We start from the raw sequence: 21,951 nt of genomic DNA, 5'->3' as shown, positions 1-21,951 counted from the left end.
TCAGCCGATCACCCGCGTCCCGTCCGGCCCGCTCGGCCCGGGGCGCCGTCCCGGGGAGGACCCCATGACCGACCGTTTCGACGCCGCCGCAACCCCGGGCTCCCCCGGCTCCCCCGTCTCCGGCTCCCCCGTCTCCGGCTCCCCCGTCTCCGGCGCGCCCGCCGGCCCCACCGCGCCCGCCGCGGCCGGCGCCCGCGACCTGCACGCCTTCATCGCCGGGCTGCCCAAGGCCGAACTGCACGTCCACCACGTCGGCTCCGCCTCCCCCCGCATCGTCTCCGAGCTGGCCGCCCGGCACCCCGACTCCAAGGTGCCCACCGACCCCGAGGCCCTGGTCGACTACTTCACGTTCACGGACTTCGCGCACTTCATCGAGGTGTACCTGTCCGTCGTCGACCTCATCCGCACCCCGGAGGACGTCCGGCTGCTGACGTACGAGGTCGCCCGGGACCTGGCCCGCCAGCAGGTGCGGTACGCCGAGCTGACCATCACCCCGTTCTCCTCGACCCGGCGCGGCATCGACGAACTGGCTTTCATGGACGCGATCGAGGACGCCCGCAAGGCGGCCGAGGCGGAGTTCGGGACCGTGCTGCGCTGGTGCTTCGACATCCCCGGCGAGGCGGGCCTGGCGTCCGCCGAGGAGACGGTGCGGCTCGCCACCGACGACCGGATCCGCCCCGAGGGGCTGGTCTCCTTCGGCCTCGGCGGCCCCGAAGTCGGCGTGCCGCGCCCGCAGTTCAAGCCGTACTTCGACCAGGCGATCGCCGCCGGGCTGCGCTCGGTGCCGCACGCCGGCGAGACCACAGGGCCGCAGACGGTGTGGGACGCGCTGACCCATCTGCGCGCCGAGCGCATCGGGCACGGCACCAGCTCCGCACAGGACGAGAAGCTGCTCGCGCATCTCGCCGAGCACCGGATCGCCCTGGAGGTGTGCCCGACCTCGAACATCGCCACGCGCGCGGTCCGCACCCTCGACGAGCACCCGATCAAGGAGTTCGTGAAGGCCGGCGTCCTCGTGACGATCAACTCCGACGACCCGCCGATGTTCGGCACCGACCTGAACAACGAGTACGCGGTCGCCGCCCGTCTCCTCGACCTCGACGAGCGCGGTCTCGCCGATCTCGCCGCGAACGCCGTCGAGGCGTCCTTCCTGGACGAGGCGGGGAAGGGACGCGTCAGGGCCGAGATCGCCGCCTACACGGCGGAGTGGCTTGCTCCCTGACGTCACAATGGGCCCATGCAGACGCTCACTGCCGTGGCCCATCGCGGCGACCCCTACCGCTTCCGTGAGAACACGCTCGACTCGCTGCGTTCCGCGCTCGACCAGGGCGCGGACGCCGTCGAGTTCGACGTCCGCCTCACCCAGGACGGCGTCCCCGTGCTGCTGCACGACGAGACGCTGAAGCGGCTGTGGGAGCTGGACCGGCCGCTGCGGTCGCTGTCGGCGGCCGAGGTGCGCGGGCTGACGGCGGGCGCGGTGCCGACGCTCGCGGAGGCGCTCGCGGCGACCGACGGCAGCCGGGTGATGCTGGACCTGCCGGGCACCCGGGAGGTGCGGACCGCGCGCCGGATCGTGGACGCCGTGCGGGAGGCGGGGGCGGCGGACCGCGCGTACTACTGCGCCGACGCCACCGCCATGCTCGCCGTGCGCGCGGCCGACCCGTCCGCCGAGATCGCCCTGACCCACACCAGCCTGGCGCCCCTGCGCCCGGCCCTGCTCGACGCGGTCAAGCCGCGCTGGCTCAACTACCGCTTCTCCCTCGTCGACCGGGACCTGGCCGCGCGCGTCCACCACGACGGCTACCTGCTCTCCGTGTGGACCCCCGACACCCGTCGATCCATGCGCCGGCTCATCGACCTGGGCGTCGACTCCATCACCACCAACCGCATCGACGTCCTGACCGCCCTGCGCAAGCAGGGGTGACCCGGGCCGCTACACCCGTGAGCGCTGCGCCACGGTCGCCGGGTCGGCCGGGGTCTCGCGGGTGACGTACTGCGGGACGGGCGTGTCGTCGCCGCCGGTGTCGCGGACCAGGCCGTAGCGCCGGGCGCCCTGGGCGGGGCCGGTCGTGACGTCCTTCTCCACGGCGTCCCACGTCGTCGGGAAGACGTTGAGGCCGTAGTCGGCGCCCCGCTCGTTCACAGTGAGGGTGACGCTGCCGGTGAGGTAGAAGTACTCGTTCTGCCACATCTGCTGGGCGCCGGACGGCAGGACGGTGTACCCGGTGCTCTTGCTGCCCATGCCGGTGGCGGTGCTGTCCGTGCTGCTGACGGAGTCGTCCATGCGGCGGCCGCCGCCCGACGCCACGTGGAAGAGCTTGCCCCTGAGGCCGGTCCAGCTCGGCATGACCAGGTTGCCGGAGCGGTACTGCGGCGATATCTGCCAGCGGACCAGCACATAGCCCTGCCCGCTGAGCGTCACGCCGTCCCCGCGGTGGTTCATGGTCGCGTGCGCGCCGCCGCTGCTGGTGACGCCGGACGCGGGCCGCTGCGGCAGGGCGGCGGGCGGGGTGTCCGGGGCGGGCGCGCGGTCGACGGCGTCGACGACACTGCCGTACAGCGCGGTCTTCTTCTGCGTCGCCGACGGCGAGGGGGACGGCGAGGCGGCGGGGGACGCGGCGGACGGCGCAGGGGCGGGTGTGCTCGCCGCCGTGGGGACGACCGCCGCGCGCCGGGGCGGGTCGTCGGGGGTCTGTACGACGACGTAGGCGCCGCCCGCGGCGAGGGTCGCGCCGGCCGTGACCGCGACGGCCGGCTTGGTCAGCGCGGTCAGCACCTTCGCGGACCAGCCGACCGAGGCCGTGCCGGTGGCCGCTGCGGCCGTCTTGCCGCCGAGGGCCAGGGAGATCGTGAAGCCGGCCGGGATCGGCACCAGCGCGATCCCGACGAGCAGCCGTTCCGCCGGGACGACGGACTCGCGGGTGTCGCCGCAGTAGCCGCAGCCGCGGATGTGCCGGGCCAGCCGCTTGCGCCACACGGAGTCCGGGCGGCCGTTCCAGCGGGCGGTCGTCTCGCGCAGGTCGGGGCAGGCGCCGTCGAGGGCGCGCACGATGCCCCGCGAGACCTCCAGGCGCTCCTTCACCCGCTGCACGCGCACCGCGGCGTGCTGGCGGCTGATGCCGACGGCGGCGGCCAGCTCGCGGCGGGTGAGTTCGCCGGCGACCTCCAGCCACCACAGGGACAGCAACTGCCGGTCCTCGTCGTCCAGCCAGCGCACCGCCTCCGCGACCTCGCGCCGCTGGCCCTCCAACTGGAGCCGGAGAACGGTGAGTTCGGCGAAGTCGGCGGCTGCGTCCTGCGGCACGTTCTCGTCGAGTCGCTGTGTCGTCCTGCGGCGCGCGCGGTCCCGGATCTGCCGCATGGCGATCGCGACCAGCCAGGAGCGGAAGCTGTCGGGGTCGCGCAGCGAGCCGAGGTTGTCGACGGCGCGCAGCATGGTCTCCTGGACGACGTCGTCGACGTCGGCGTGGCCGTTCAGGGCGCGGCCGACGATGTTGTAGACCAGCGGCAGCCAGCCCGCGACCAGTTCGTCCAGCGCCTGCCGGTCGCCTCCTTGCGCGTCGGCGATGGTGGCACGCCAGTGCGCTGCCTCGGCGTCGGCGTACGTCCTCATGCCCGCACCCTCTCAGCCGGGCCCCCGCTGTTGGCAATGTCGGAGATCACACCCGTGGGGACGAGCGGAACGGCCCCGGGATAACACTTTTTCGCCGCCCGTAGGGGAAGACCCCCACAACTCCCCCATCCTGCACGGGACTTGCTCGGGGTTCCATCAGGGGGCAGCACCCTCCCCGCCGACGATCCGGAACGACTCCGCCGCGTCGGACGATCATTACAAATCTTCGGTTTCCCAGGAGTCCTCAGCATGCGCCTTCGTCGCCGCACCACCGTCCTGGCCGCCTCCCTCGTCCTCGCCGTCACCGCGGCCGGCCCGCTGGCCGCCCCGGCCTTCGCCACGCCCGCCGCCCACGACGCGACAGCAGCCGCACAGCACCCGGAGGGGCTCGACACCCGGGCCCTCGCCGCCGCGCTCGCCGGGCTCCCGGACGCCGACGCGACCGCCGCGCTCGTCCAGGTCGGCGGCGACGACGGCGTCTGGCACGGCAGCGCGGGCGTGCACGACCTGGCGAGCGGCACAGCGGCCGACCCCGACGCCCGCTTCCGGGCCGGTTCGACGACGAAAGCAGTGACGGCGGCGGCCGTGCTCCGCCTCGCGGCCGAGGGGCGGGTCGACCTCGACACACCCATCCAGCACTATCTGCCCGGGCTCCTCGGCAGGCACTTCCGGCCGATCACCGTACGGCAGCTGCTCAACCACACCAGCGGCATCCCGGCGGGCGCGGGCCTCGGCGACTCCTTCGAGGAGGTGTACGCGCACCGCTTCGACACGCTGCCCCCGCGGCAGGTCGCCGCTTCGGCGGGAGCGAAGAAGCCCGAGTTCCGCCCGGGGAGGAAGCAGCACTACCTCAACGTCAACTACACGTTCCTCGGCCTGCTGATCGAGAAGGTGACCGGACACTCGTACGCCTCCGAGGCCACCCGGCTGGTGCTGGCGCCGGCCGGGATGCGGGACACGTACTTCCCGGGCGCCGACCCGCGCATCCTCGGCCCGCACAACCGCGGCTACCAGGCGGTGCAGAAGGCCGACGGGACGACGGAGTTCGTGGACGTGACCGAGTGGAACCAGGCGGACCGGTTCGCGGCCGGCGACATGATCTCCACGACCGCCGATCTGGAGCGGCTGCTCACCGCCCTCTTCCGGGGCCGGATCGTGCCCGGGCCGCAGCTGGAGGAGATGTTCAGGGTCCCGGCGGGCATCGAGGGCGCCACCTACAGCGCGGGGCTGCAGCGCTTCGAGCTGGAGGGGAAGGTGTACTGGCTGAAGACGGGCGGCCGGTACGGCTACAACGCGGTGATCGCCGGAACGCGGGACCTGAGCCGGACCCTCGTCTACTCGGTCAACTCCACGGACGCCAAGGGCGAGGACATGAACCCGGTGGCCAAGCGCATCGCTCTGGCGGCACTCAAGTAGTGCTCGGGTCGGACGGCGTCGTCTGCTGCACGGACGGGCTCGGCTTGTCCGTGGGGGTGCCGGCGGTGCCCGGGACAGCGGTGGCGACGGGGGCAATCGAGGGCCGGGGGTCCTGGGCGGGGGTGGCGGCCCCCTCCGTAGGGCGCTCGGTGCCGGGAACGGTGGACGGCGAGGGCGAGGGCGTGGACGGCGAAGACGTGGACGGCGAAGGCGAGGACGGCGAGGGCGTGGGCGCCGGCGAGGAGCTGCGCACCGGGGGCGGGGCGAGCGGGACCGCCGGGCGGGCCGGCGCGTCGGACGCCGTCAGCCGCAGCGGCAGCAGGACGGCGAGCGCGGCGACGGCGCAGGTCGCACCGACCCCGGCCGCAGCGCGCAGCACCCTGCGGCGGGCCGCGCCGCGACGGATCTCCTCGTACCGGCCGGGCGGCGGGCCGAGGTGGCCGGGGGCCGGGCTCAGGATGACGGTGAGCGGGTCGTCGGGGTCGAGGTCCGGGCCGTCGTCGAAGTCGTCAGCGGGTGTGATCAAGGCTTCTCCTCAGATGGGCGCGGAGCAGTTCGCGGGCCGCGTGCAGGTCGGCCTTGACGGTTCCTTCCTTGCGCCCGGTCAGCACGGACACCTCCCTGATCGGCATGTCAGCGTAGTAGTGCAGCAGGATCGGGACGCGCAGCCGGTCGGGCAGCGACTGCACGAGCATCCGCACCGACGGGTCGACGGGTTCGGCGGGCGGGGCGACGGCGGCCTCGACGGTGGCCCGGCGCACCGCCCGGCGCTCGCGTTCGAGCTTGCGCCAGTGGTCGCGGACCAGGTTGGCGGCGGTGACGAAGAGGAAGCCCTGGGGCTCCGCCACGCTCGTCCAGCGGGCCCAGAGCCGGGTGAACGCCTCCGAGGCGATCTCGTGCGCCGTCTCGTCGTCGTCGACGAGCCGGCGGCACCAGCCGGCGAGACGTGGGTAGAGGGCGGCGAACAGCTCGGACGCCGCCCTCTCGCGCGTGCGTGACCGTTTCAACGTTCTCCCGCAGAACTCGACGCGGCACCGGAACCGGTGCTCAGCGCGGCGAAGACGATCACGTTGTCGCGGTATCCGTCGCCGGTACGGGGCCCGCCGCACGTGATGAGACGCAGTTCGGGCCGGTCCACGTTCCCGTAGACGTCCTCGGTCGGGAACCGCGCCTTGTCGACGGTCCGTACGTCGGTGACGGCGAACGCGGCCGTCGTGCCGTTCTCCAGGCGTGCCTCGATCCGGTCGCCCCGGTGCAGCCGGTCCAGGCGCCGGAAGACTCCGTCGCCGTACCGGCCGACGGTGACATGGGCGAGGATCACCGACGGACCGGTCTGCCCCGGTGTCGGCGAGTTCTCGTACCACCCCGCCCGGTCGTGCTTCTCGACGGGCGGCACCTGCACGCTGCCGTCGGCGGCCAGCCCCAGCCGCATGACCCGGGTGTCGACCCCGATGGCCGGTATCCGCAGCCCGACCGGCGCCGAGCGCGCGAGGGGACGCGCCGCGCGGGCGGAGGGGGCCGAGGACGCGCCCGGGGTCCGGGCGGCGGTCGTGGCGACCGGGTCGGCGGAGTGGGCCGGGTCGTCGGCTTCGTGGCCGGCGCAGCCCGTGAGCAGCAGCACCGCCAGGGCCGTCAGGGCCGGGGCGCGCCTGGAGAGCGGGCTCATGCGCCGGTCGCCCTCCGGCGCCGTACGACGTAGAAGGCGGCGCCGGCCGCCGCGAGCGCCGCGGCCGCACTGCCGCCGATCACTCCGGTGTGGCTCTCGGAGGACTCCCCGACACCGGTGGCGGCCGCTCCCCTGGGCACGACGCTCACCTGGCTCGGAACGGCGCTCGGGGCCGTGGTGGCCGCGGGCGCCTCGCTCGGGACGGCGGAGGCGTCGGAGGGGCCGGTCGGAGCCTCGGACGCCGCCGGGGTGGCGACGCTGGGGACGGGGGTCGGGGCGCCGTCGGCGAGCGCGGGGGCCGCGCCCGCCAGCAGGGCTGCGCCCGCAACTGCCAGGGCGGCGAAGCCCGTTCGAGGCATGAGTCGCATGAATCGCTCTCTTTCATCGGTCCGTTGACGGATCGAGCGAAGAGACGAGGCAGCCCGGGAACGGGTTGTAAAGAGATGGCAAAGCCCTTTTCGGGGGTCCCGGCCGCGGGGGTCCCGGCCGGGAGAGGGCACAGGCGGATCGGCGCCAGGCGGCCTACTCGGGTTTCCTTCCCCAGACGGTGAGCATGCCGGCAGACAGTGCGGCGCATTCGTCGGAGCCCAGGTACCGGATCGCCTCGTCGACGGCCGGGTCGTCGACCAGGCCGGTGGCGAGCATCGCCCCTCTGCTCCGCTCCCAGGTGTCCGCCCAGAAGCGGCTGATCGGACTGCCCGGCAGCAGCGGCGGCACATGGACCTCGGCGGCGACGGACGCGAGCCCCGCCTCGCGCAGCAGGTGCGGGTACGACGGCACCCAGGAGACGTCGGTGCCGATGGCGGCCCGCAGCCCCTGCCACATCGCCCGCATCACCGCGGTGTACGGCGTGCGGGGCGTCCGGTCGCACGTCAGGTCGACGGCGTCGCTGAGCACCAGGACACCGCCGGGCTCGACGAGTTCGGCGAGTCGTGTGATCAGGCGGTCGCGCTCGGGCAGGTGCATCAGCACGAAGCGCGCGTGAACGAGCCGGAAGCGACCGGGGTCGAAGTCCGGGGCGGTGATGTCGGCCTTCAGCACGTCGAGCCCGGGCAGGGCCCGCTCGGTGAGGAAGCGTACGTCGCGGTCCACGGCGAGCACGCTCGCCGCCCCGGCCTCCTCCAGCAGCCGGCGGGAGACCGTGCCGGTACCGGCGCCCACGTCGAGGCAGCGCCACCCCGGGCCGGCCCCGAGGGCCCGCAGCCGGGCCAGGGTGAAGTCGTCGTAGGCGAGGGCGCCGAAGTCGATGCGCTCGCCCTCGCCCACCCGTTCGGGACCGAAGACGGCCTCGCCGTAGCGTCCGTCGTCGGACGGTTTCATGGCCGGGCCTCTCGTGCGGTGGGACGGTGCCGGACGGCGGTCCCGAGGCCGCCTCCCCACCGATCGTCCACCGCCGCCCGCCCTCCCGGCCGAGGCGCGCCGCACCTGAGCCGATCGGCCCAAGGGGAGAGGCGAGGGGCGCGCGGCACGCCCCTCGCTGCGGCAGCCCGGCGACTACGCGTCCAGGGACGTCATCACGTGCTTGATGCGCGTGTAGTCGTCGAAGCCGTAGGCCGAGAGGTCCTTGCCGTAGCCGGACTTCTTGAAGCCGCCGTGGGGCATCTCGGCGACCAGCGGGATGTGGGTGTTGATCCACACGCAGCCGAAGTCGAGCTTCTTGGACATGCGCATCGCCCGCCCGTGGTCCTTGGTCCACACGGAGGAGGCGAGGGCGTACTCGACGCCGTTGGCCCACTGAACCGCCTGGTCCTCGTCGGTGAAGGACTGGACGGTGATGACCGGTCCGAAGACCTCGTTCTGGATGATCTCGTCGTCCTGCTTCAGCCCGGACACGACGGTCGCGGCGTAGAAGTAGCCCTGCTCGCCGACCCGCTGGCCGCCCGCCTCGACCTTGGCGTGGGCGGGCAGCCGCTCGATGAAGCCGGTGACCTGCTTGAGCTGGTTGGGGTTGTTCAGCGGGCCGTAGAGCACGTCCTCGTCGTCCGGCTGCCCGGTCTTCGTCTCCGACGCGGCCTTGGCGAGCGCGGCGACGAACTCGTCGTGGATCGACTCCTGGACGAGGACGCGGGTGGCCGCCGTACAGTCCTGGCCGGCGTTGAAGTAGCCCGCCACGGAGATGTCCTCCACGGCCTTGGCGATGTCGGTGTCCTCGAAGACGACGACCGGCGCCTTGCCGCCCAGCTCCAGGTGGACGCGCTTGACGTCCTTGGCCGCGGACTCGGCGACGGACATGCCGGCGCGGACCGAGCCGGTGATGGAGGCCATCGCCGGGGTCGGGTGCTCGACCATCAGCCGGCCGGTGTCACGGTCGCCGGTGACGACGTTGAAGACGCCCTTGGGCAGGATCGAGCCGACGATGTCGGCGATCAGGACCGTCGACGCCGGTGTGGTGTCCGACGGCTTGAGCACCACCGTGTTGCCCGCGGCGATGGCCGGGGCGAACTTCCACACGGCCATCATCATCGGGTAGTTCCACGGCGCGACCTGCGCGCAGACGCCGACCGGCTCGCGGCGGACGATCGACGTCATCCCGTCCATGTACTCGCCGGCCGAGCGCCCCTCCAGCATCCGGGCCGCGCCCGCGAAGAAGCGGATCTGGTCGACCATCGGCGGGATCTCCTCGGACCGCGTGAGCCCGATCGGCTTGCCTGTGTTCTCCACCTCGGCCGCGATGAGTTCCTCGGCGCGCTCCTCGAACGCGTCCGCGATCTTCAGCAGGGCCTTCTGGCGCTCGGACGGGGTGGTGTCGCGCCAGCCCGGGAAGGCCTGGGCCGCGGCCGCCATCGCGGCGTCGACGTCCGCCTGGCCGGACAGCGGCGCGGTCGCGTACGCCTCGCCCGTCGCGGGGTTGACCACCTCGGTGGTCCGTCCGTCGGCGGCGTCCCGGAACTCACCGTCGATGTAGTTGCGCAGACGACGCAGCTCGGTGCTCACTGCCGGCCTCCTGTCAGGTTCTGACTGCTGGGGGTGTCCATGGACTGAGACACCCACCCTAATCCGCCCGCCCACGTTTTCAACACCCCCGTCCCCGCGCCGACTGCGGAATCCGCAGATCTCGCGCACGTAAACAACGAATTTCATCGCCCCGGCCTTGCGGAACTGTCGAGACGTCGTGCACAGTGAGGCCGTGGCCAGTCGAAGCGCAGAGCACAGGGACTCCCGCGAGTCCAGGAACGGCAGCACCCCTCATCTGGATGCCGTCAGCCTCGCCATCATCGAGCAGCTCCAGGAGGACGGCCGCCGGCCGTACGCCGCGATCGGCAAGGCCGTCGGCCTGTCCGAGGCGGCCGTGCGCCAGCGGGTGCAGAAGCTGCTCGACCAGGGCGTGATGCAGATCGTCGCCGTCACGGACCCGCTCACCGTGGGCTTCCGCCGGCAGGCGATGGTCGGGATCAACGTAGAGGGCGACGTCGAGTCCATCGCGGAAGCGCTGACCGACATGTCGGAAGTCGAGTACGTGGTGATGACGGCGGGCTCGTTCGACATCCTCGCCGAGATCGTCTGCGAGGACGACGACCACCTGCTGGACGTCATCAACAAACGCATCCGTGCCCTGCCCGGCGTGCGCTCCACCGAGAGCTTCGTCTATCTGAAGCTGAAGAAGCAGACCTACATGTGGGGAACCCGATAACCGTGAGGACCCGATAACCGTGAGCACCAAGGACCTCAGCCGCACCGCGTACGACCACCTGTGGATGCACTTCACCCGCATGTCCTCGTACGAGAACTCCCCGGTCCCGACGATCGTCCGGGGCGAGGGCACCTACATCTACGACGACCAGGGCAGGCGCTACCTCGACGGTCTCGCGGGTCTGTTCGTGGTCCAGGCCGGTCACGGCCGCGTCGAGCTCGCCGAGGCCGCCTTCAAGCAGGCGCAGGAGCTCGCGTTCTTCCCGGTGTGGTCCTACGCCCACCCCAAGGCCGTGGAGCTGGCGGAACGGCTCGCCCACCACGCGCCCGGCGACCTCAACAAGGTCTTCTTCACCACCGGCGGCGGCGAGGCCGTCGAGACCGCCTGGAAGCTCGCCAAGCAGTACTTCAAGCTGGTCGGCAAGCCCACCAAGCACAAGGTCATCTCCCGCGCGGTCGCCTACCACGGCACCCCGCAGGGCGCCCTGTCCATCACCGGCCTGCCGGCGCTCAAGGCCCCCTTCGAGCCGCTCGTCCCGGGCGCGCACAAGGTCCCGAACACCAACATCTACCGCGCGCCGATCCACGGCGACGACCCCGAGGCCTTCGGCCGCTGGGCCGCCGACCAGATCGAGCAGCAGATCCTCTTCGAGGGCGCGGACACGGTCGCGGCGGTCTTCCTGGAGCCCGTCCAGAACGCGGGCGGCTGCTTCCCGCCCCCGCCCGGCTACTTCCAGCGGGTCCGCGAGATCTGCGACCAGTACGACGTGCTGCTGGTCTCCGACGAGGTCATCTGCGCCTTCGGCCGCCTGGGCACGATGTTCGCCTGCGACAAGTTCGGCTACGTCCCGGACATGATCACCTGCGCCAAGGGCATGACCTCCGGCTACTCCCCCATCGGCGCCTGCATCGTCAGCGACAAGCTGGCCGAGCCGTTCTACAAGGGCGACAACACCTTCCTGCACGGCTACACCTTCGGCGGCCACCCGGTCTCCGCGGCGGTCGGCCTCGCCAACCTCGACCTGTTCGAGCGCGAGGGCCTGAACCAGCACGTGCTGGACAACGAGGGCGCGTTCCGCGCGACGCTGGAGAAGCTGCACGACCTGCCGATCGTCGGCGACGTCCGCGGCAACGGCTTCTTCTACGGCATCGAGCTGGTCAAGGACAAGACGACGAAGGAGTCCTTCAACGAGGAGGAGACCGAGCGCGTCCTGTACGGCTTCCTGTCCAAGGCCCTCTTCGACAACGGCCTGTACTGCCGTGCCGACGACCGCGGCGACCCGGTCGTCCAGCTCGCCCCGCCGCTGATCTCCAACCAGGAGACGTTCGACGAGATCGAGCAGATCCTGCGCGCCACCCTGACGGAGGCGTGGACGAAGCTGTGACGCCGGCCTGATCAGCTGATCAACACCGGCCCCGGTGTCGACCGTTCGAGTGAGAAACGGCGGCCCGGGGCCGCGTGCTGTCCGGATGCCCGCTCTCGCCTCCTTAGCGTGCCAGTGACCGATCGGCCCTGCCTTCGTTCCCCCGCACGGGGGATTGGCACGGGAACCACAGATCTGAACCGAGGTGTTCGCCCATGGAGGCCCCGCCGGACAACGACGTGCTCTGGGCACGCTCCCTGCACTTCACGCACCGCGACGGCTCACCCGGCCTCGGCGGGGTCTCGCTGGAGGTACGGGAGGGCGAGATCCTCGCCGTCAGCGGCCCGCGCGGCAGCGGGAAGACGACCCTGCTGCACTGTCTGTCCGGCCTGGCGCCCGCCCAGCGCGGCGAGGTCTGGTTCAACAGCGTCCCCGTGCACACGATGGGTCCGATGGCCCGCGAGCGGCTGCGCCGCGACCGCTTCGGCTGGATCGACCCCGTGCCAGTGCTCGTCCCCGAACTCAACGTCTGGGAGAACGCGGCCCTCCCCCTGATGCTGCGCGGCACCAGCCGCCGCCGGGCCAAGGTCGCCGCCCTGGAGTGGCTGGAGCGCCTCGACATCGGCGACAAGTCCCGCAGCCGCCCGCTGGAACTCACCCAGGCCGAGCGCCAGCGGGTCTGCATCACCCGCGCCCTGGCCCCCGCCCCCTCCGTCCTCTTCGCGGACGAGCCGACCGCCCCCCTGCACCGCGCGGACCGGGCCCACGTCCTGCGCACCCTGACGACGGCGGCCCGCTCCCACGGCATCACCGTGGTGCTGGCCACCCACGATCCGGAGACCGCGGCCCTCGCCGACCGCACGGTGCCGCTGCTGGACGGGCGCCGGGTGAAGACGGTCCATCTGCCGCCGGTCACGGAGCAGGAAGGCCGGGGGGCCGCGTGCTCGCTCTCCGTCTGACCCGCAGCGCCCACCCCGCGGTGCAGGTGCGCCGCCTCCTGGTGGCGACGGCCTCCGCGGGCACCGGCTTCCTCCTGCTCAGCACCCTCGGCCAAGCCCTCACCCACCCCGAGCCTTCGGCTGCCTCCCTGCTCCGCCTCGCCTGGTGCACGGTTCCCCTGGCGGCGACGGTCTACTTCGCCCTCGCCGTCGCCCGCACCGACCCCGGCACCCGCCCCCGCCCGGGCCTTGCGGCGATCGGCCTGGGCCCGACCCGCCTGATGGCCGTCTCGGCGACGACGACAGCCCTGTCCACCCTTCTCGGCTCGACGCTGGCCCTCCTCCTCTTCCTCCACCTGCGCGGCGACCTGACCGGCATGCCGTTCGACGGAGCCGCACGGGACTTCCTGGCCGCGAACCAGCCCCTCCCCCTCCCGGCAGCCCTGACCCTGCTGTCGCTGGTGCCGGCCACCTCGTCCCTGGCAGTGGCCTGGACATTGCGGCCCAGAGACACCCAGGTGGCAGCCCGGGCGACCCCAAGGATGCTGGGCCGCTTCGGGGCGTACGGGAGAAAGGGGACGGGGGAGAGATTCGGCGAGTACGGCCGGTTCGGCGCCCGCCTCCAGGCGCAGCCCGCGGGCAGTCGTACCGCCTCGGACGGCTCCCGACCCACAGAGGTCGGCACCCCGCGAGCACCGGGCAGCGCGACCGACGCCCCAGCATCAGCGCCAGCACCAGCCGACGGCGCGCAGGAAACGGCGGACCACCTCCCCGACGTCACCGCGCCCCCCGCCCTCGCCTCACCCCCCAACCCCACCTCCCTCCCCTGGGGCGCAGCCGTCCTCGCCGCCGGCCTGGCCGTGGAGGCGTACGCGAACCGCTCGGCGAACCCGAGCGCCTTCCCCCTCCCCGGCGGCCTCCCCACCGGCCCCGCCGCGGTCCTCCTCGGCTGGACCCTGACGGCCGTCGGCCTCGCCCTGGCCGGTCCCGGCCTCACCCTCCTCTGCGGCCGCCTGCTGCAGTCGGCCCGCCCCGGCGCCCTCCGCCTCCTCGCCGGCCGCGGCCTGATGCAGGAGGCGTCCCGCATCGGCCGTCCGCTGGGCGTGGTCTGCGCGGTGGCCTCCGGCGCGTACACGATGGCCGCGCTGTACGACTCGGCCGACCCGTCCTTCGGCCCGCTCACCACCCTCGGCGCGCTGATCGTGGCGGGCTGCACCGTCGCCACCCTGCTGACGGCGGCCGTGGAGGCGAGGCAGGCCCGCGCCGAGACCACCGCCGCCCTTCTCCGCCTCGGCGCCCCGACCAAGACGCTGCGCAGCGCCGCCGCCCTGCGCACCGGCGCCCTCCTGGCCCTCTTCGTCCCGCTCACCCTGATCGTGGCCGAACTCGCGTCGCTCCCCCTGACCGACTGATCCCCGCCGGACCCTTGCCGGACCGTCGCCGGATTCTCGCCGAAAAAAGATCCCCACCCACCGATGAGTTCCGCGCGACCCCCCGGTCTACCCCGACGTACAGCACACCACCCGATGGGAGAGACCCGATGACCGCCCCGGCCTACCAGCAGATGATCTTCGTGAACCTGCCCGTGACCGACCTCGACGCCTCGAAGAAGTTCTTCACGGAGCTCGGCTACGCGATCAACCCGCAGTTCAGCGACGACAAGGCGGCCTCGGTGGTGATCAGCGACACGATCATCGCGATGCTCCTCACCAAGCCGTTCTACTCGACCTTCACCGACAAGGAGATCGCGGACTCCGCGAAGACCAGCGAGGTCCTGATCGCCCTCAGCGCCGAAAGCCGCGAGAAGGTCGACGAACTGGTCGACAAGGCGCTCGCGCTCGGCGGCTCGCCCAGCGGCCGGACGCAGGACATGGGCTTCATGTACGGCCGCTCCTTCGACGACCTCGACGGCCACACCTGGGAGGTCGTCTGGATGGACCCGTCGGCCGTCGAGGGCTGACCGCAACCGGGACCGGCGCAGGAGCCGAAGCCGACCGGTCCGCCGCACGGGCAGCGCCTGGCACGGGCGGGTGCATCCGACGACACCCGCCCAGCCGTCGACGGTTCCCACGACCGCGAGATCGAGTCCCTCGCCGGGTTCGACGAGGTCGCACAGACTCACGGCACGCTCTCCCTACGCCTGAACTCCTCGTCGGCGCACGCGTGGTTGTCGCTCGAGCCGACGCCGGTGGTGCTCGTGAACCGGGAGCACTGGACCGAACTCCTGCCCGCCTGGCCGTTCTTGCGGTCACTCGCCCGGGAGCGGTCGATGGCGTCCCGTATCGCTCTCGTTGACCGGATCGACCGGATCGAGGAGGCGCCGGGGGCGTTGAAACGTCTCGGTGGTTAATAAGCGGGCAAAGTCAGCCGCTGGGAAGCCTTCCCGCATTGACACTGCTTATGAAACGCTTATAGACCTGTGAGCCTGCTGGGGATGGTGACGCACTCGGCTCACCGGGGGCGCCATCTCCCCCTCCACCCCCCGCAGTTGCGCATCCCGTAAAGGACAAACGTGTCCCTTTCCCGCCGTACCGCCGCCCGTTCGGTGCGCATGCTCGGTGTCACCACCGCCGCCGCCGCACTCGCGCTCAGCGCAGCGGGCAACGCAATGGCCTGCAAGATCGGCGACTTCTCCGCCGCCGCCGGCTGTGACGGCGCCAAGGGCGTCATCACCGTGACCGACAAGGACGCCACGGGCGTCGAGGCCAAGGTCACCGTCTTCCTCGAGAACAACAACGCCGACGTCCGGCAGGTCGGCACCGTCCAGACCGTGACCGGCTCCGCCAAGGGCACGGACATCACCTTCGCCGAGGACTGGCAGCCGGGTGCGGTCTACCGCGTCCACATCGAGGCCACCCCCAAGAACGGCAAGGAGGTCAACGCGGACATCACGCCGAACCTGTCCGTCCCGGCCAAGGCCTGCAAGGCCGACGACACCTCCACTCCGCCGACCACCCCGTCCGGCACCCCCTCCGGCACTCCGTCCTCGACCCCGTCGGACACCGCTTCGCCGTCGGCCGGCACCACCGCCCCGAGCCCGTCCGACTCGGCGAGCGACAGCGCCGCGCCCGCGCCCTCCGCGAGCAACGCCCCGTCGGCCGCCGTCCAGGAGTCCAACCTCGCCGAGACCGGCGCCAACTCCAACACCGGTCTGATCGTCGGCATAGCGGCCGCACTGGTCGCCGTCGGCGGTGGCGCGGTGTTCTTCGGCATGCGTCGCCGTGGGTCCGGCAACCGCTGACCCGCACGACGAACAGCACGCGTTGTGCGGCCCGTCCCTTCGTGGGGCGGGCCGCCCGCGTGTTCGGCCGCCGGCCCGCCCGCGCCCCGGCTCCCTCAGCCGAACTTCGCCTTCTCCAGCCAGAACTCCAGCACCTCGCGCGCGCCGAGCACCTCCAACCCCGCACTGTCCAGGGGCAGTCGGCGGTAGAAGGCCAGCAACACGGAGGTGAGCGGGCCGCGCAGGGCCACCGTCGCCTGCTCGTGGCCGCGACGCCAGACGATCCCGCGCCCGGTGAGCTCAATAAGCCAGTCGGCGTCCAGCTCAGCTGTCGTGTCGGTGGCGTGCAGGTGGATGCTGCGGTCCGGGACGAGCAGTTCGTCGTCCGCCGCCTGCGGCATGTTCCGCTGCACCCACTCCACGAGTTGCAGCCACTCATCCAGCGCGTCGGCGGCGACCTCGGGCGCGACCTCGTAGGGCAGTCCGGCGGCGAGGGCGGCGTCGGCGCGGTGCACGGTGATCTCGTGGGTCATCCGGCGCGCCCAGAAACGCGAGTCGAGCGCCCCGGCCCAGCCCCACACCTTCGTGTCGGGGCCGGCCTCCCGCAGCGCGCCGACGACCAGCTCACCGGTCTCCGCGAGCCAGGCGTCCAGCGCGGCCGGGTCGCCCTCGCCGTCCGGTCCGCCGTACAGCGGCACCGACTCCGCCGGGATCTCCTCCTGGGCCCGCGTCCGCACCAGCGCGTCCACCCAGCGCAGGGCGCCGCCCAGGTGCCGCACGAGCTGCTCCAGCGACCAGTCGGGGCAGGTCGGCACGGTGGCCGAGAGGTCCGCCCCGGAGGTCACCACGGCCCTCAACTGGCCTACTTGGCGGGCGATTTCGTCACAGTAGCGGTCATGCGCGAGAAGCGTCATACGTAACACCGTAGGCGTCGGCCGGTCAGTCCAGCACGACGATTTCGGCCGAGTCGAAGGACACCCCCACCGCGCCCCCGACCTCCGGCGCGTCCCGCAGCGCGCACGCCGCCTCCAGCCTCGGTGCGCCCTCCGGCTGGAGGTGCACGGCGACATGGGTGCCCCGGAAGGTGCGGGCGGCGACCGTACAGCGCAGGCCCTCCTCCGCGCCCACCAGGCGCACACCGGCGGGCCGGACGAGCAGCGTGCGCGCCCCCTGCCCGGACCCGGCCGGCACCGGCACCTTGCCCCACGGCGTGACCGCGACCTCCCCGGCGACGGTCGCCTCCACCACGTTGTCGAAGCCGAGGAAGCGGGCCACGAACGCGTCCGCCGGCCGCTGCCACACCTCAAGAGGCGTACCGGACTGGGCGATCCGCCCGTCCCGCATCACCACGACCCGGTCGGCGAGCGCGAACGCCTCGCCCTGGTCGTGCGTCACAGCGAGGACGGTGGTCCCCAACCGGCCGAAGAGCTCCCGCAGTTCGACGACCAGCCGCTCCCGCAGCGACCGGTCGAGCTGGCCGAGCGGCTCGTCCAGCATCAGCAGCCGGGGCCGGGGCGCGAGGGCCCGGGCGAGCGCGACCCGCTGCTGCTCCCCGCCGGACAGCGCGGCGACGGCCCGTCGGGCGGTGCCGGGCAGCCCCACGAGGTCGAGCAACTCCTGCACCCGGTCGGCCTGTTCCTGCCGGGAGGCCGCCCGCATCCGCGGCCCGAAGGCCACGTTGCCGCCCACGTCCCGCTGCGGGAACAGCTGATGGTCCTGGAACATCAGCCCGAGCTCCCGCTTGTGCGCGGGCACGCCCGCCTGGTCGCGCCCGTCGAGCACCACCCGCCCGGAGTCCAGGGGTTGCAGTCCGGCCACCGCCCGCAGCAACGTCGACTTGCCGCTGCCGCTGGGCCCGAGCACACACACCACCTCGTGCTCGGCGACGGCGAGATCGACGGCGTCCAGCACCGCCCGCCCGCCGAACCGCACGGTGGCACGCTCCAGTTCGAGCAGCCGCATCAGAACTCCCCCGTCCGGTCGGTCCGCAGCCGCTCCAGCACCAGCAGGGCCACCGCGCACACGATCATCAGAATCGTCGAAAGGGCCATCGCCTGGCCGTAGTTGAGCTCACCGGCCCGCCCGAGCAGCCGTGCCACGGCGACCGGCAGCGTCGGGTTGTCGGGCCGTGCGATGAACACGGTCGCCCCGAACTCCCCCAGCGACACCGCGAAGGCGAACCCGGCCGCGACCAGCAGCGCCCGCCGCACCATCGGCAGGTCCACCTCCCGCCACACCCGCCACGGCGACGCCCCGAGCACGGCCGCCGCCTCGCGCAGCCGCTGGTCCACCGCCCGCAGCACCGGCAGCATGGTCCGCACGACGAAGGGCACGCCGACCAGCGCCTGCGCCAGCGGCACCAGGATCCACGTGCCGCGCAGGTCCAGCGGAGGCTCGTCCAGCGCGATCAGGAACCCGAAGCCGACGGTCACGGCGGAGACGCCGAGCGGCAGCATCAGCAGCGCGTCGAAGCCACGGACCAGCCGCCCGGCGTCCCGGCGGGCGAGGGCCGCGGCAGCCAGCCCGCCGATCAGCACCGCGATGGCGGTCGCGGCGACGGCGTACTGCAGCGAGTTGCCGATCGCCTCGATCGGCGGGACCAGGAAGACATTGCCGTCGTCGCTGGTCAGGGCCCGGTAGTAGGCGAAGTCGGGCGCGTCCAGCGAGCGCTGCACCAGCACCGCGAGCGGCAGCACCAGCAGCACGGCGATCGTGGCGAGCACCCCGGCGAGCAGCGCCCACTGCCCGGCCCCACGCGGCCGCCGGGCCGTCACGGAGGCGTCCACGAGCCGCAGCGCGGTCTCCCGCCGCCGTACGGCGGCGGCGTGCACGGCGAGGATCGCGCCGACGGCCGCGAACTGGACGATCGTGAGGACGGCGGCCGTCGACAGGTCGAAGATCTCGGACGTCTGCCGGTAGATCTCCACTTCGAGAGTGGAGAAGGTGGGGCCGCCGAGGATCTGCACCACACCGAAGGACGTGAAGGTGAAGAGGAAGACCATCAGTGCGGCGGCGGCCACGGCGGGCCCGAGGGCCGGCAGCGTGACCGTGCGCCAGGCCCGCAGCCGGGACGCGCCCAGCATCCGCGCCGCCTCCTCCTGCCGCGGATCGAGCTGCGACCACAGCCCGCCCACGGTCCGTACGACGACCGCGTAGTTGAAGAAGACGTGCGCGAGCAGGATCGCCCACACGGTGGTGTCCAGCCGTACGCCCCACAGCTCGTCGAGCAGTCCGCCGCGCCCGACGAGCGCGAGGAACGCCGTGCCGACGACGACCGTCGGCAGCACGAACGGGACGGTGACGACGGCCCGCAGCACCTGCTTGCCCGGAAAGTCGAGCCGCGCGAACACATACGCGCCCGGCAGCGCGACCAGGAGCGTGAGCGCGGTGGACGCGAACGCCTGCCAGGTGGTGAACCACAGCACGTGCCGGATGCCGGACTGCGCGAGCACGTCCCACAACCGGCCGAACTGCCAGCCGCCGTCCGTCTTCAGGCCGCGCGCGACGATCGCGGCGACCGGGTAGGCGAAGAAGACCGCGAAGAACGCGACGGGCACGGTCATCAGAGCGAGCCGCGCCGCCGCGCTCCCCTTGGCGCCCTTCTGCGGGGCGCCCTTCTGCGGGGCGTGCTTCTCCGGGGCGCGCTCCTCCGGGGCTACTTCAGTACGAGCGAGGTCCATGACTTGACCCACTGGTCGCGGCGGTCGGCGATCTTCGCCGGGTCCATGGTCTCGGGGTCCTTCGCGGCGGGACCGTACTGCGTGAACTCGGCGGGCACGGCCGCGCCCTTCACCACCGGGTACACGAACATGTTGAGCGGCATGTCCTCCTGGAACTTCTTGCTGATCAGGAAGTCGATGAACGCCTTGCCGCCCTTGTCGTTGGCCGCGTTGTCCAGCAGCCCCGCGAACTCGACCTGGCGGAAGCAGGTGCCGGTCGCGACCCCGGTGGGAGCGGTGGAGGGCTTCGGATCGGCGAAGATCACCTCGGCGGGCGGCGAGGAGGCGTACGACACGACGAGCGGCCGGTCCGCCCCCGCCTTCCTGCCGCCGGCCGAACCGGAGAACTCCTCGTTGTAGGCCTGCTCCCAGCCGTCGACGACCTTCACGCCGTTCGCCTTGAGCTTCTTCCAGTAGCCCTCCCAGCCTCCCCCACTCTCGGCTTCGCTCGAGCGGGAGGTGCCCCCATCTCCGTACTGCGCGGCCGTCCCGAGCAGGAAGCCGAGGCCGGGCGAGGAGGTGGAGGCGTTCTCGGTGACGAGGAGGTTCTTGTAGGCGGGCTTCACCAGGTCGTCGAAGGAGGCGGGCGGGGTCAGCTTGTGGTCGGCGAAGTACTTCTTGTCGTAGTTGACGCAGATGTCGCCGTAGTCGACGGGCGTGACCCGGTGCTTGCCGGCGTCCAGCTGGAACCGGGCGTCGACCTGCGCCAGCCCCTTCGCCTCGTACGACTGGAAGAGCCCGTTGTCGAGGGCGCGCGACAGGAGCGTGTTGTCGACGCCGAAGAAGACGTCGCCCTGCGGGTTGTCCTTGGTGAGGATGGCCTTGTTGACGGCCTGGCCGGCGTCGCCGTCCTTGAGGACCTTCACCTTGTACCCGGACTGCTTCTCGAAGTCGGCGAGCACGCTCTTGGAGACGGCCCACGAGTCGTGGCTGACGAGGGTGACGGTCTTGGACTCCGTCGCTGCCTCGCCGCCGTCCGTCGACCCGCACGCGGACAGCGTGATCAGGCCGAGCCCGACGGCCACGGCCACGATGGTCTTGTTCTGCACTGGAATTCCTCCTGGGGTGACCAGGAAGAGACGCGGCCCCGCCCGGGTCCGCACGGGACGGACGCCGGGCAGGGCGCAACAGCTCGAGTGATGACCGAACTTCCTACCCAGAATGACCTGGGCGAGGTTCAGAGGGTCTGCGGGCCTGGATGCCGCACTCTCAGCGCTGTGGCGCTCCCCTGTCGGAATATGAAGATATGTGTACGGCCTAAAGACTACCGCTCGGTGGCCGCGAGCTGACCGCACGCCCCGTCGATCTCCTGACCACGGGTGTCCCGGACCGTCACGGGAACGCCGTGCGCGGCGATCGCCTCGACGAACGCCTTCTCGTCCTCGGGCCGGGAGGCCGTCCACTTCGAGCCCGGGGTCGGGTTGAGCGGGATGAGGTTGACGTGCACGGGCTTGCCGCGCAGCAGCCGCCCGAGCCGGTCACCGCGCCAGGCCTGGTCGTTGATGTCCCGGATCAGCGCGTACTCGATGGACAGCCGGCGCCCGGAGCGCTCGGTGTACTCGAACCCGGCGTCCAGCACCTCGCGCACCTTCCACCGCGTGTTCACGGGGACGAGGGTGTCGCGCAGCTCGTCGTCCGGCGCGTGCAGGGAGATCGCGAGCCGGCACTTGAAGCCCTCGTCGGCGAACCGGTGGATGGCCGGCACCAGCCCGACCGTCGACACGGTGATGCCCCGCTGCGAGAGCCCGAGCCCGTCCGGCGCCGGGTCGGTGAGCGCGCGGATGGCGCCGACGACCCGCTTGTAGTTGGCGAGCGGCTCCCCCATCCCCATGAAGACGATGTTGGACAGCCGGGCCGGCCCCCCGGGCACGTCCCCGTCCCGCAGCGCCCGCATCCCGTCGACGATCTGGTGCACGATCTCCGCGGTGGACAGATTCCGGTCGAGCCCCGCCTGCCCGGTGGCACAGAACGGGCAGTTCATCCCGCACCCTGCCTGCGAGCTGATGCACATGGTCACCCGGTCCGGGTACCGCATCAGCACCGACTCCACGAGCGTGCCGTCGAACAGCCGCCACAGGGTCTTGCGCGTGGTCCCCTGGTCCGTCGACAGATGCCGGACGACCGACATCAGGTCCGGCAGCAGCGCCTCACGCAGCTTCTCGCGCGCGCCGGCGGGGATGTCCGTCCACTCCGCCGGGTCGTGGGCGTAGCGCGCGAAGTAGTGCTGCGACAGCTGCTTGGCGCGGAACGGCTTCTCACCGATCTCCGCCACGACCTCCTTCCGCTCGGCGGGCGAGAGGTCGGCGAGATGCCGCGGCGGCTTCTTGGCTCCGCGGGGGGCGACGAAAGTGAGTTCTCCGGGCTTAGGCATGGCCGTACCAGTGT

21 protein-coding genes, 1 pseudogene and 1 riboswitch are annotated in these 21,951 nt (G+C 72.2%); of the genes and pseudogenes, 10 read left to right on the top strand and 12 right to left on the bottom strand.

Annotated elements, in window-relative coordinates:
- Positions 1-64 precede the first annotated feature (64 nt).
- Positions 65-1,222, top strand: coding sequence for an adenosine deaminase (locus ACIBAF_RS23995; RefSeq protein WP_399465531.1), 1,158 nt, complete (start codon positions 65-67; stop codon positions 1,220-1,222).
- Positions 1,223-1,237: 15 nt separating this feature from the next.
- Positions 1,238-1,924: a glycerophosphodiester phosphodiesterase gene (locus ACIBAF_RS23990; protein WP_399465530.1), complete on the top strand. Its 687-nt coding sequence runs from the start codon at positions 1,238-1,240 to the stop codon at positions 1,922-1,924.
- 9 nt (positions 1,925-1,933) lie between these two features.
- Here the strand turns inward: ACIBAF_RS23990 and ACIBAF_RS23985 are convergent, their stop codons facing one another.
- Complete coding sequence (locus ACIBAF_RS23985; RefSeq protein WP_399465529.1) at positions 1,934-3,613, bottom strand: RNA polymerase sigma factor; 1,680 nt, start codon at positions 3,611-3,613, stop codon at positions 1,934-1,936.
- A 249-nt stretch (positions 3,614-3,862) separates the two neighbouring features.
- Between ACIBAF_RS23985 and ACIBAF_RS23980 the strand changes: the two genes are divergently transcribed.
- A complete protein-coding gene (locus ACIBAF_RS23980) occupies positions 3,863-5,029 on the top strand; it encodes a serine hydrolase domain-containing protein (protein ID WP_399465528.1) in 1,167 nt (388 codons plus the stop codon).
- Here the strand turns inward: ACIBAF_RS23980 and ACIBAF_RS23975 are convergent.
- The 6 genes from ACIBAF_RS23975 to ACIBAF_RS23950 all read right to left on the bottom strand — a co-directional run bounded on the left by ACIBAF_RS23975 (position 5,022) and on the right by ACIBAF_RS23950 (position 9,629).
- A complete protein-coding gene (locus ACIBAF_RS23975) occupies positions 5,022-5,555 on the bottom strand; it encodes a hypothetical protein (RefSeq protein WP_399465527.1) in 534 nt (177 codons plus the stop codon). The two genes, ACIBAF_RS23980 and ACIBAF_RS23975, sit on opposite strands and share 8 nt — an antisense overlap.
- Entirely contained in the window at positions 5,539-6,036 is a 498-nt protein-coding gene (locus ACIBAF_RS23970) for an RNA polymerase sigma factor (protein WP_399465526.1), read from the bottom strand. The genes ACIBAF_RS23975 and ACIBAF_RS23970 overlap by 17 nt, the downstream gene beginning before the upstream one ends.
- Positions 6,033-6,695, bottom strand: coding sequence for a class F sortase (locus ACIBAF_RS23965; RefSeq protein ID WP_399465525.1), 663 nt, complete (start codon positions 6,693-6,695; stop codon positions 6,033-6,035). The genes ACIBAF_RS23970 and ACIBAF_RS23965 overlap by 4 nt, the downstream gene beginning before the upstream one ends.
- The gene (locus tag ACIBAF_RS23960; RefSeq protein WP_399465620.1) at positions 6,692-7,054 is read right to left on the bottom strand and encodes a sortase-dependent protein; all 363 of its coding nucleotides are present in this window, start codon (positions 7,052-7,054) and stop codon (positions 6,692-6,694) included. The genes ACIBAF_RS23965 and ACIBAF_RS23960 overlap by 4 nt, the downstream gene beginning before the upstream one ends.
- A gap of 163 nt (positions 7,055-7,217) precedes the next feature.
- Positions 7,218-8,015 carry a class I SAM-dependent methyltransferase gene (locus ACIBAF_RS23955; protein WP_399465524.1) on the bottom strand — a complete coding sequence of 266 codons (798 nt, stop codon included), beginning with the start codon at positions 8,013-8,015 and terminating at the stop codon, positions 7,218-7,220.
- Positions 8,016-8,189: 174 nt separating this feature from the next.
- A complete protein-coding gene (locus ACIBAF_RS23950; RefSeq protein ID WP_399465523.1) occupies positions 8,190-9,629 on the bottom strand; it encodes a gamma-aminobutyraldehyde dehydrogenase in 1,440 nt (479 codons plus the stop codon).
- A 178-nt stretch (positions 9,630-9,807) separates the two neighbouring features.
- On the opposite strand from ACIBAF_RS23950, the gene ACIBAF_RS23945 reads away from it, so the two are divergent.
- From ACIBAF_RS23945 to ACIBAF_RS23915, 7 genes and pseudogenes are all read left to right on the top strand, one after another.
- Entirely contained in the window at positions 9,808-10,326 is a 519-nt protein-coding gene (locus ACIBAF_RS23945) for an Lrp/AsnC family transcriptional regulator (RefSeq protein WP_399465522.1), read from the top strand.
- Between the two features lie 19 nt (positions 10,327-10,345).
- Positions 10,346-11,710 (top strand): aspartate aminotransferase family protein, encoded by a 1,365-nt coding sequence (locus ACIBAF_RS23940; protein WP_399465521.1) that lies wholly within the window; start codon positions 10,346-10,348, stop codon positions 11,708-11,710.
- Positions 11,711-11,904: 194 nt separating this feature from the next.
- Positions 11,905-12,648, top strand: a complete 744-nt coding sequence (locus ACIBAF_RS23935) for an ABC transporter ATP-binding protein (protein ID WP_399465520.1) — start codon at positions 11,905-11,907, stop codon at positions 12,646-12,648.
- Positions 12,630-14,039 (top strand): hypothetical protein, encoded by a 1,410-nt coding sequence (locus tag ACIBAF_RS23930; protein ID WP_399465519.1) that lies wholly within the window; start codon positions 12,630-12,632, stop codon positions 14,037-14,039. Before ACIBAF_RS23935 ends, ACIBAF_RS23930 begins: the two co-directional genes overlap by 19 nt.
- 128 nt (positions 14,040-14,167) lie before the next feature.
- Positions 14,168-14,587, top strand: a complete 420-nt coding sequence (locus tag ACIBAF_RS23925) for a VOC family protein (protein ID WP_399465518.1) — start codon at positions 14,168-14,170, stop codon at positions 14,585-14,587.
- A 216-nt stretch (positions 14,588-14,803) separates the two neighbouring features.
- Positions 14,804-14,977: pseudogene (locus tag ACIBAF_RS23920) on the top strand (Rossmann fold nucleotide-binding protein); the annotation flags it as partial.
- Positions 14,978-15,139: 162 nt separating this feature from the next.
- Complete coding sequence (locus ACIBAF_RS23915) at positions 15,140-15,868, top strand: LAETG motif-containing sortase-dependent surface protein (protein ID WP_399465517.1); 729 nt, start codon at positions 15,140-15,142, stop codon at positions 15,866-15,868.
- A gap of 95 nt (positions 15,869-15,963) precedes the next feature.
- On the opposite strand, the gene ACIBAF_RS23910 is transcribed toward ACIBAF_RS23915, so the two are convergent.
- The 5 genes from ACIBAF_RS23910 to rlmN all read right to left on the bottom strand — a co-directional run bounded on the left by ACIBAF_RS23910 (position 15,964) and on the right by rlmN (position 21,937).
- The gene (locus ACIBAF_RS23910; RefSeq protein ID WP_399465516.1) at positions 15,964-16,761 is read right to left on the bottom strand and encodes a maleylpyruvate isomerase family mycothiol-dependent enzyme; all 798 of its coding nucleotides are present in this window, start codon (positions 16,759-16,761) and stop codon (positions 15,964-15,966) included.
- 25 nt (positions 16,762-16,786) lie between these two features.
- Positions 16,787-17,809 (bottom strand): ABC transporter ATP-binding protein, encoded by a 1,023-nt coding sequence (locus ACIBAF_RS23905; protein ID WP_399465514.1) that lies wholly within the window; start codon positions 17,807-17,809, stop codon positions 16,787-16,789.
- The gene (locus ACIBAF_RS23900) at positions 17,809-19,410 is read right to left on the bottom strand and encodes an ABC transporter permease (protein ID WP_399465619.1); all 1,602 of its coding nucleotides are present in this window, start codon (positions 19,408-19,410) and stop codon (positions 17,809-17,811) included. Before ACIBAF_RS23900 ends, ACIBAF_RS23905 begins: the two co-directional genes overlap by 1 nt.
- A 92-nt stretch (positions 19,411-19,502) precedes the next feature.
- Positions 19,503-20,621: a thiamine ABC transporter substrate binding subunit gene (locus ACIBAF_RS23895; protein ID WP_399465618.1), complete on the bottom strand. Its 1,119-nt coding sequence runs from the start codon at positions 20,619-20,621 to the stop codon at positions 19,503-19,505.
- A gap of 76 nt (positions 20,622-20,697) precedes the next feature.
- Positions 20,698-20,806, bottom strand: a riboswitch (TPP riboswitch).
- Between the two features lie 24 nt (positions 20,807-20,830).
- On the bottom strand, positions 20,831-21,937 hold the full coding sequence (gene rlmN / locus ACIBAF_RS23890; RefSeq protein WP_079659211.1) for a 23S rRNA (adenine(2503)-C(2))-methyltransferase RlmN: 1,107 nt from the start codon (positions 21,935-21,937) through the stop codon (positions 20,831-20,833).
- Positions 21,938-21,951: the final 14 nt, after the last annotated feature.

This window comes from Streptomyces sp. NPDC051677 (assembly GCF_044453465.1).
In the GTDB taxonomy this organism is placed as follows: domain Bacteria; phylum Actinomycetota; class Actinomycetes; order Streptomycetales; family Streptomycetaceae; genus Streptomyces.
The sequence above is the reverse complement of the archived record's forward strand: the minus strand, read 5'-3'. Positions and strand labels throughout refer to the sequence as shown.

Excerpts from the sequence above, each read along its gene's own strand:
- ACIBAF_RS23995 (WP_399465531.1), top strand. The coding sequence starts at position 65 with ATGACCGACCGTTTCGACGCCGCCGCAACCCCGGGCTCCCCCGGCTCC.
- ACIBAF_RS23990 (WP_399465530.1), top strand. The coding sequence starts at position 1,238 with ATGCAGACGCTCACTGCCGTGGCCCATCGCGGCGACCCCTACCGCTTC.
- ACIBAF_RS23985 (WP_399465529.1), bottom strand. The coding sequence starts at position 3,613 with ATGAGGACGTACGCCGACGCCGAGGCAGCGCACTGGCGTGCCACCATC.
- ACIBAF_RS23980 (WP_399465528.1), top strand. The coding sequence starts at position 3,863 with ATGCGCCTTCGTCGCCGCACCACCGTCCTGGCCGCCTCCCTCGTCCTC.
- ACIBAF_RS23965 (WP_399465525.1), bottom strand. The coding sequence starts at position 6,695 with ATGAGCCCGCTCTCCAGGCGCGCCCCGGCCCTGACGGCCCTGGCGGTG.
- ACIBAF_RS23960 (WP_399465620.1), bottom strand. The coding sequence starts at position 7,054 with ATGCCTCGAACGGGCTTCGCCGCCCTGGCAGTTGCGGGCGCAGCCCTG.
- ACIBAF_RS23955 (WP_399465524.1), bottom strand. The coding sequence starts at position 8,015 with ATGAAACCGTCCGACGACGGACGCTACGGCGAGGCCGTCTTCGGTCCC.
- ACIBAF_RS23935 (WP_399465520.1), top strand. The coding sequence starts at position 11,905 with ATGGAGGCCCCGCCGGACAACGACGTGCTCTGGGCACGCTCCCTGCAC.
- ACIBAF_RS23925 (WP_399465518.1), top strand. The coding sequence starts at position 14,168 with ATGACCGCCCCGGCCTACCAGCAGATGATCTTCGTGAACCTGCCCGTG.
- ACIBAF_RS23910 (WP_399465516.1), bottom strand. The coding sequence starts at position 16,761 with ATGACGCTTCTCGCGCATGACCGCTACTGTGACGAAATCGCCCGCCAA.
- ACIBAF_RS23905 (WP_399465514.1), bottom strand. The coding sequence starts at position 17,809 with ATGCGGCTGCTCGAACTGGAGCGTGCCACCGTGCGGTTCGGCGGGCGG.
- ACIBAF_RS23900 (WP_399465619.1), bottom strand. The coding sequence starts at position 19,410 with ATGACCGTGCCCGTCGCGTTCTTCGCGGTCTTCTTCGCCTACCCGGTC.
- rlmN (WP_079659211.1), bottom strand. The coding sequence starts at position 21,937 with ATGCCTAAGCCCGGAGAACTCACTTTCGTCGCCCCCCGCGGAGCCAAG.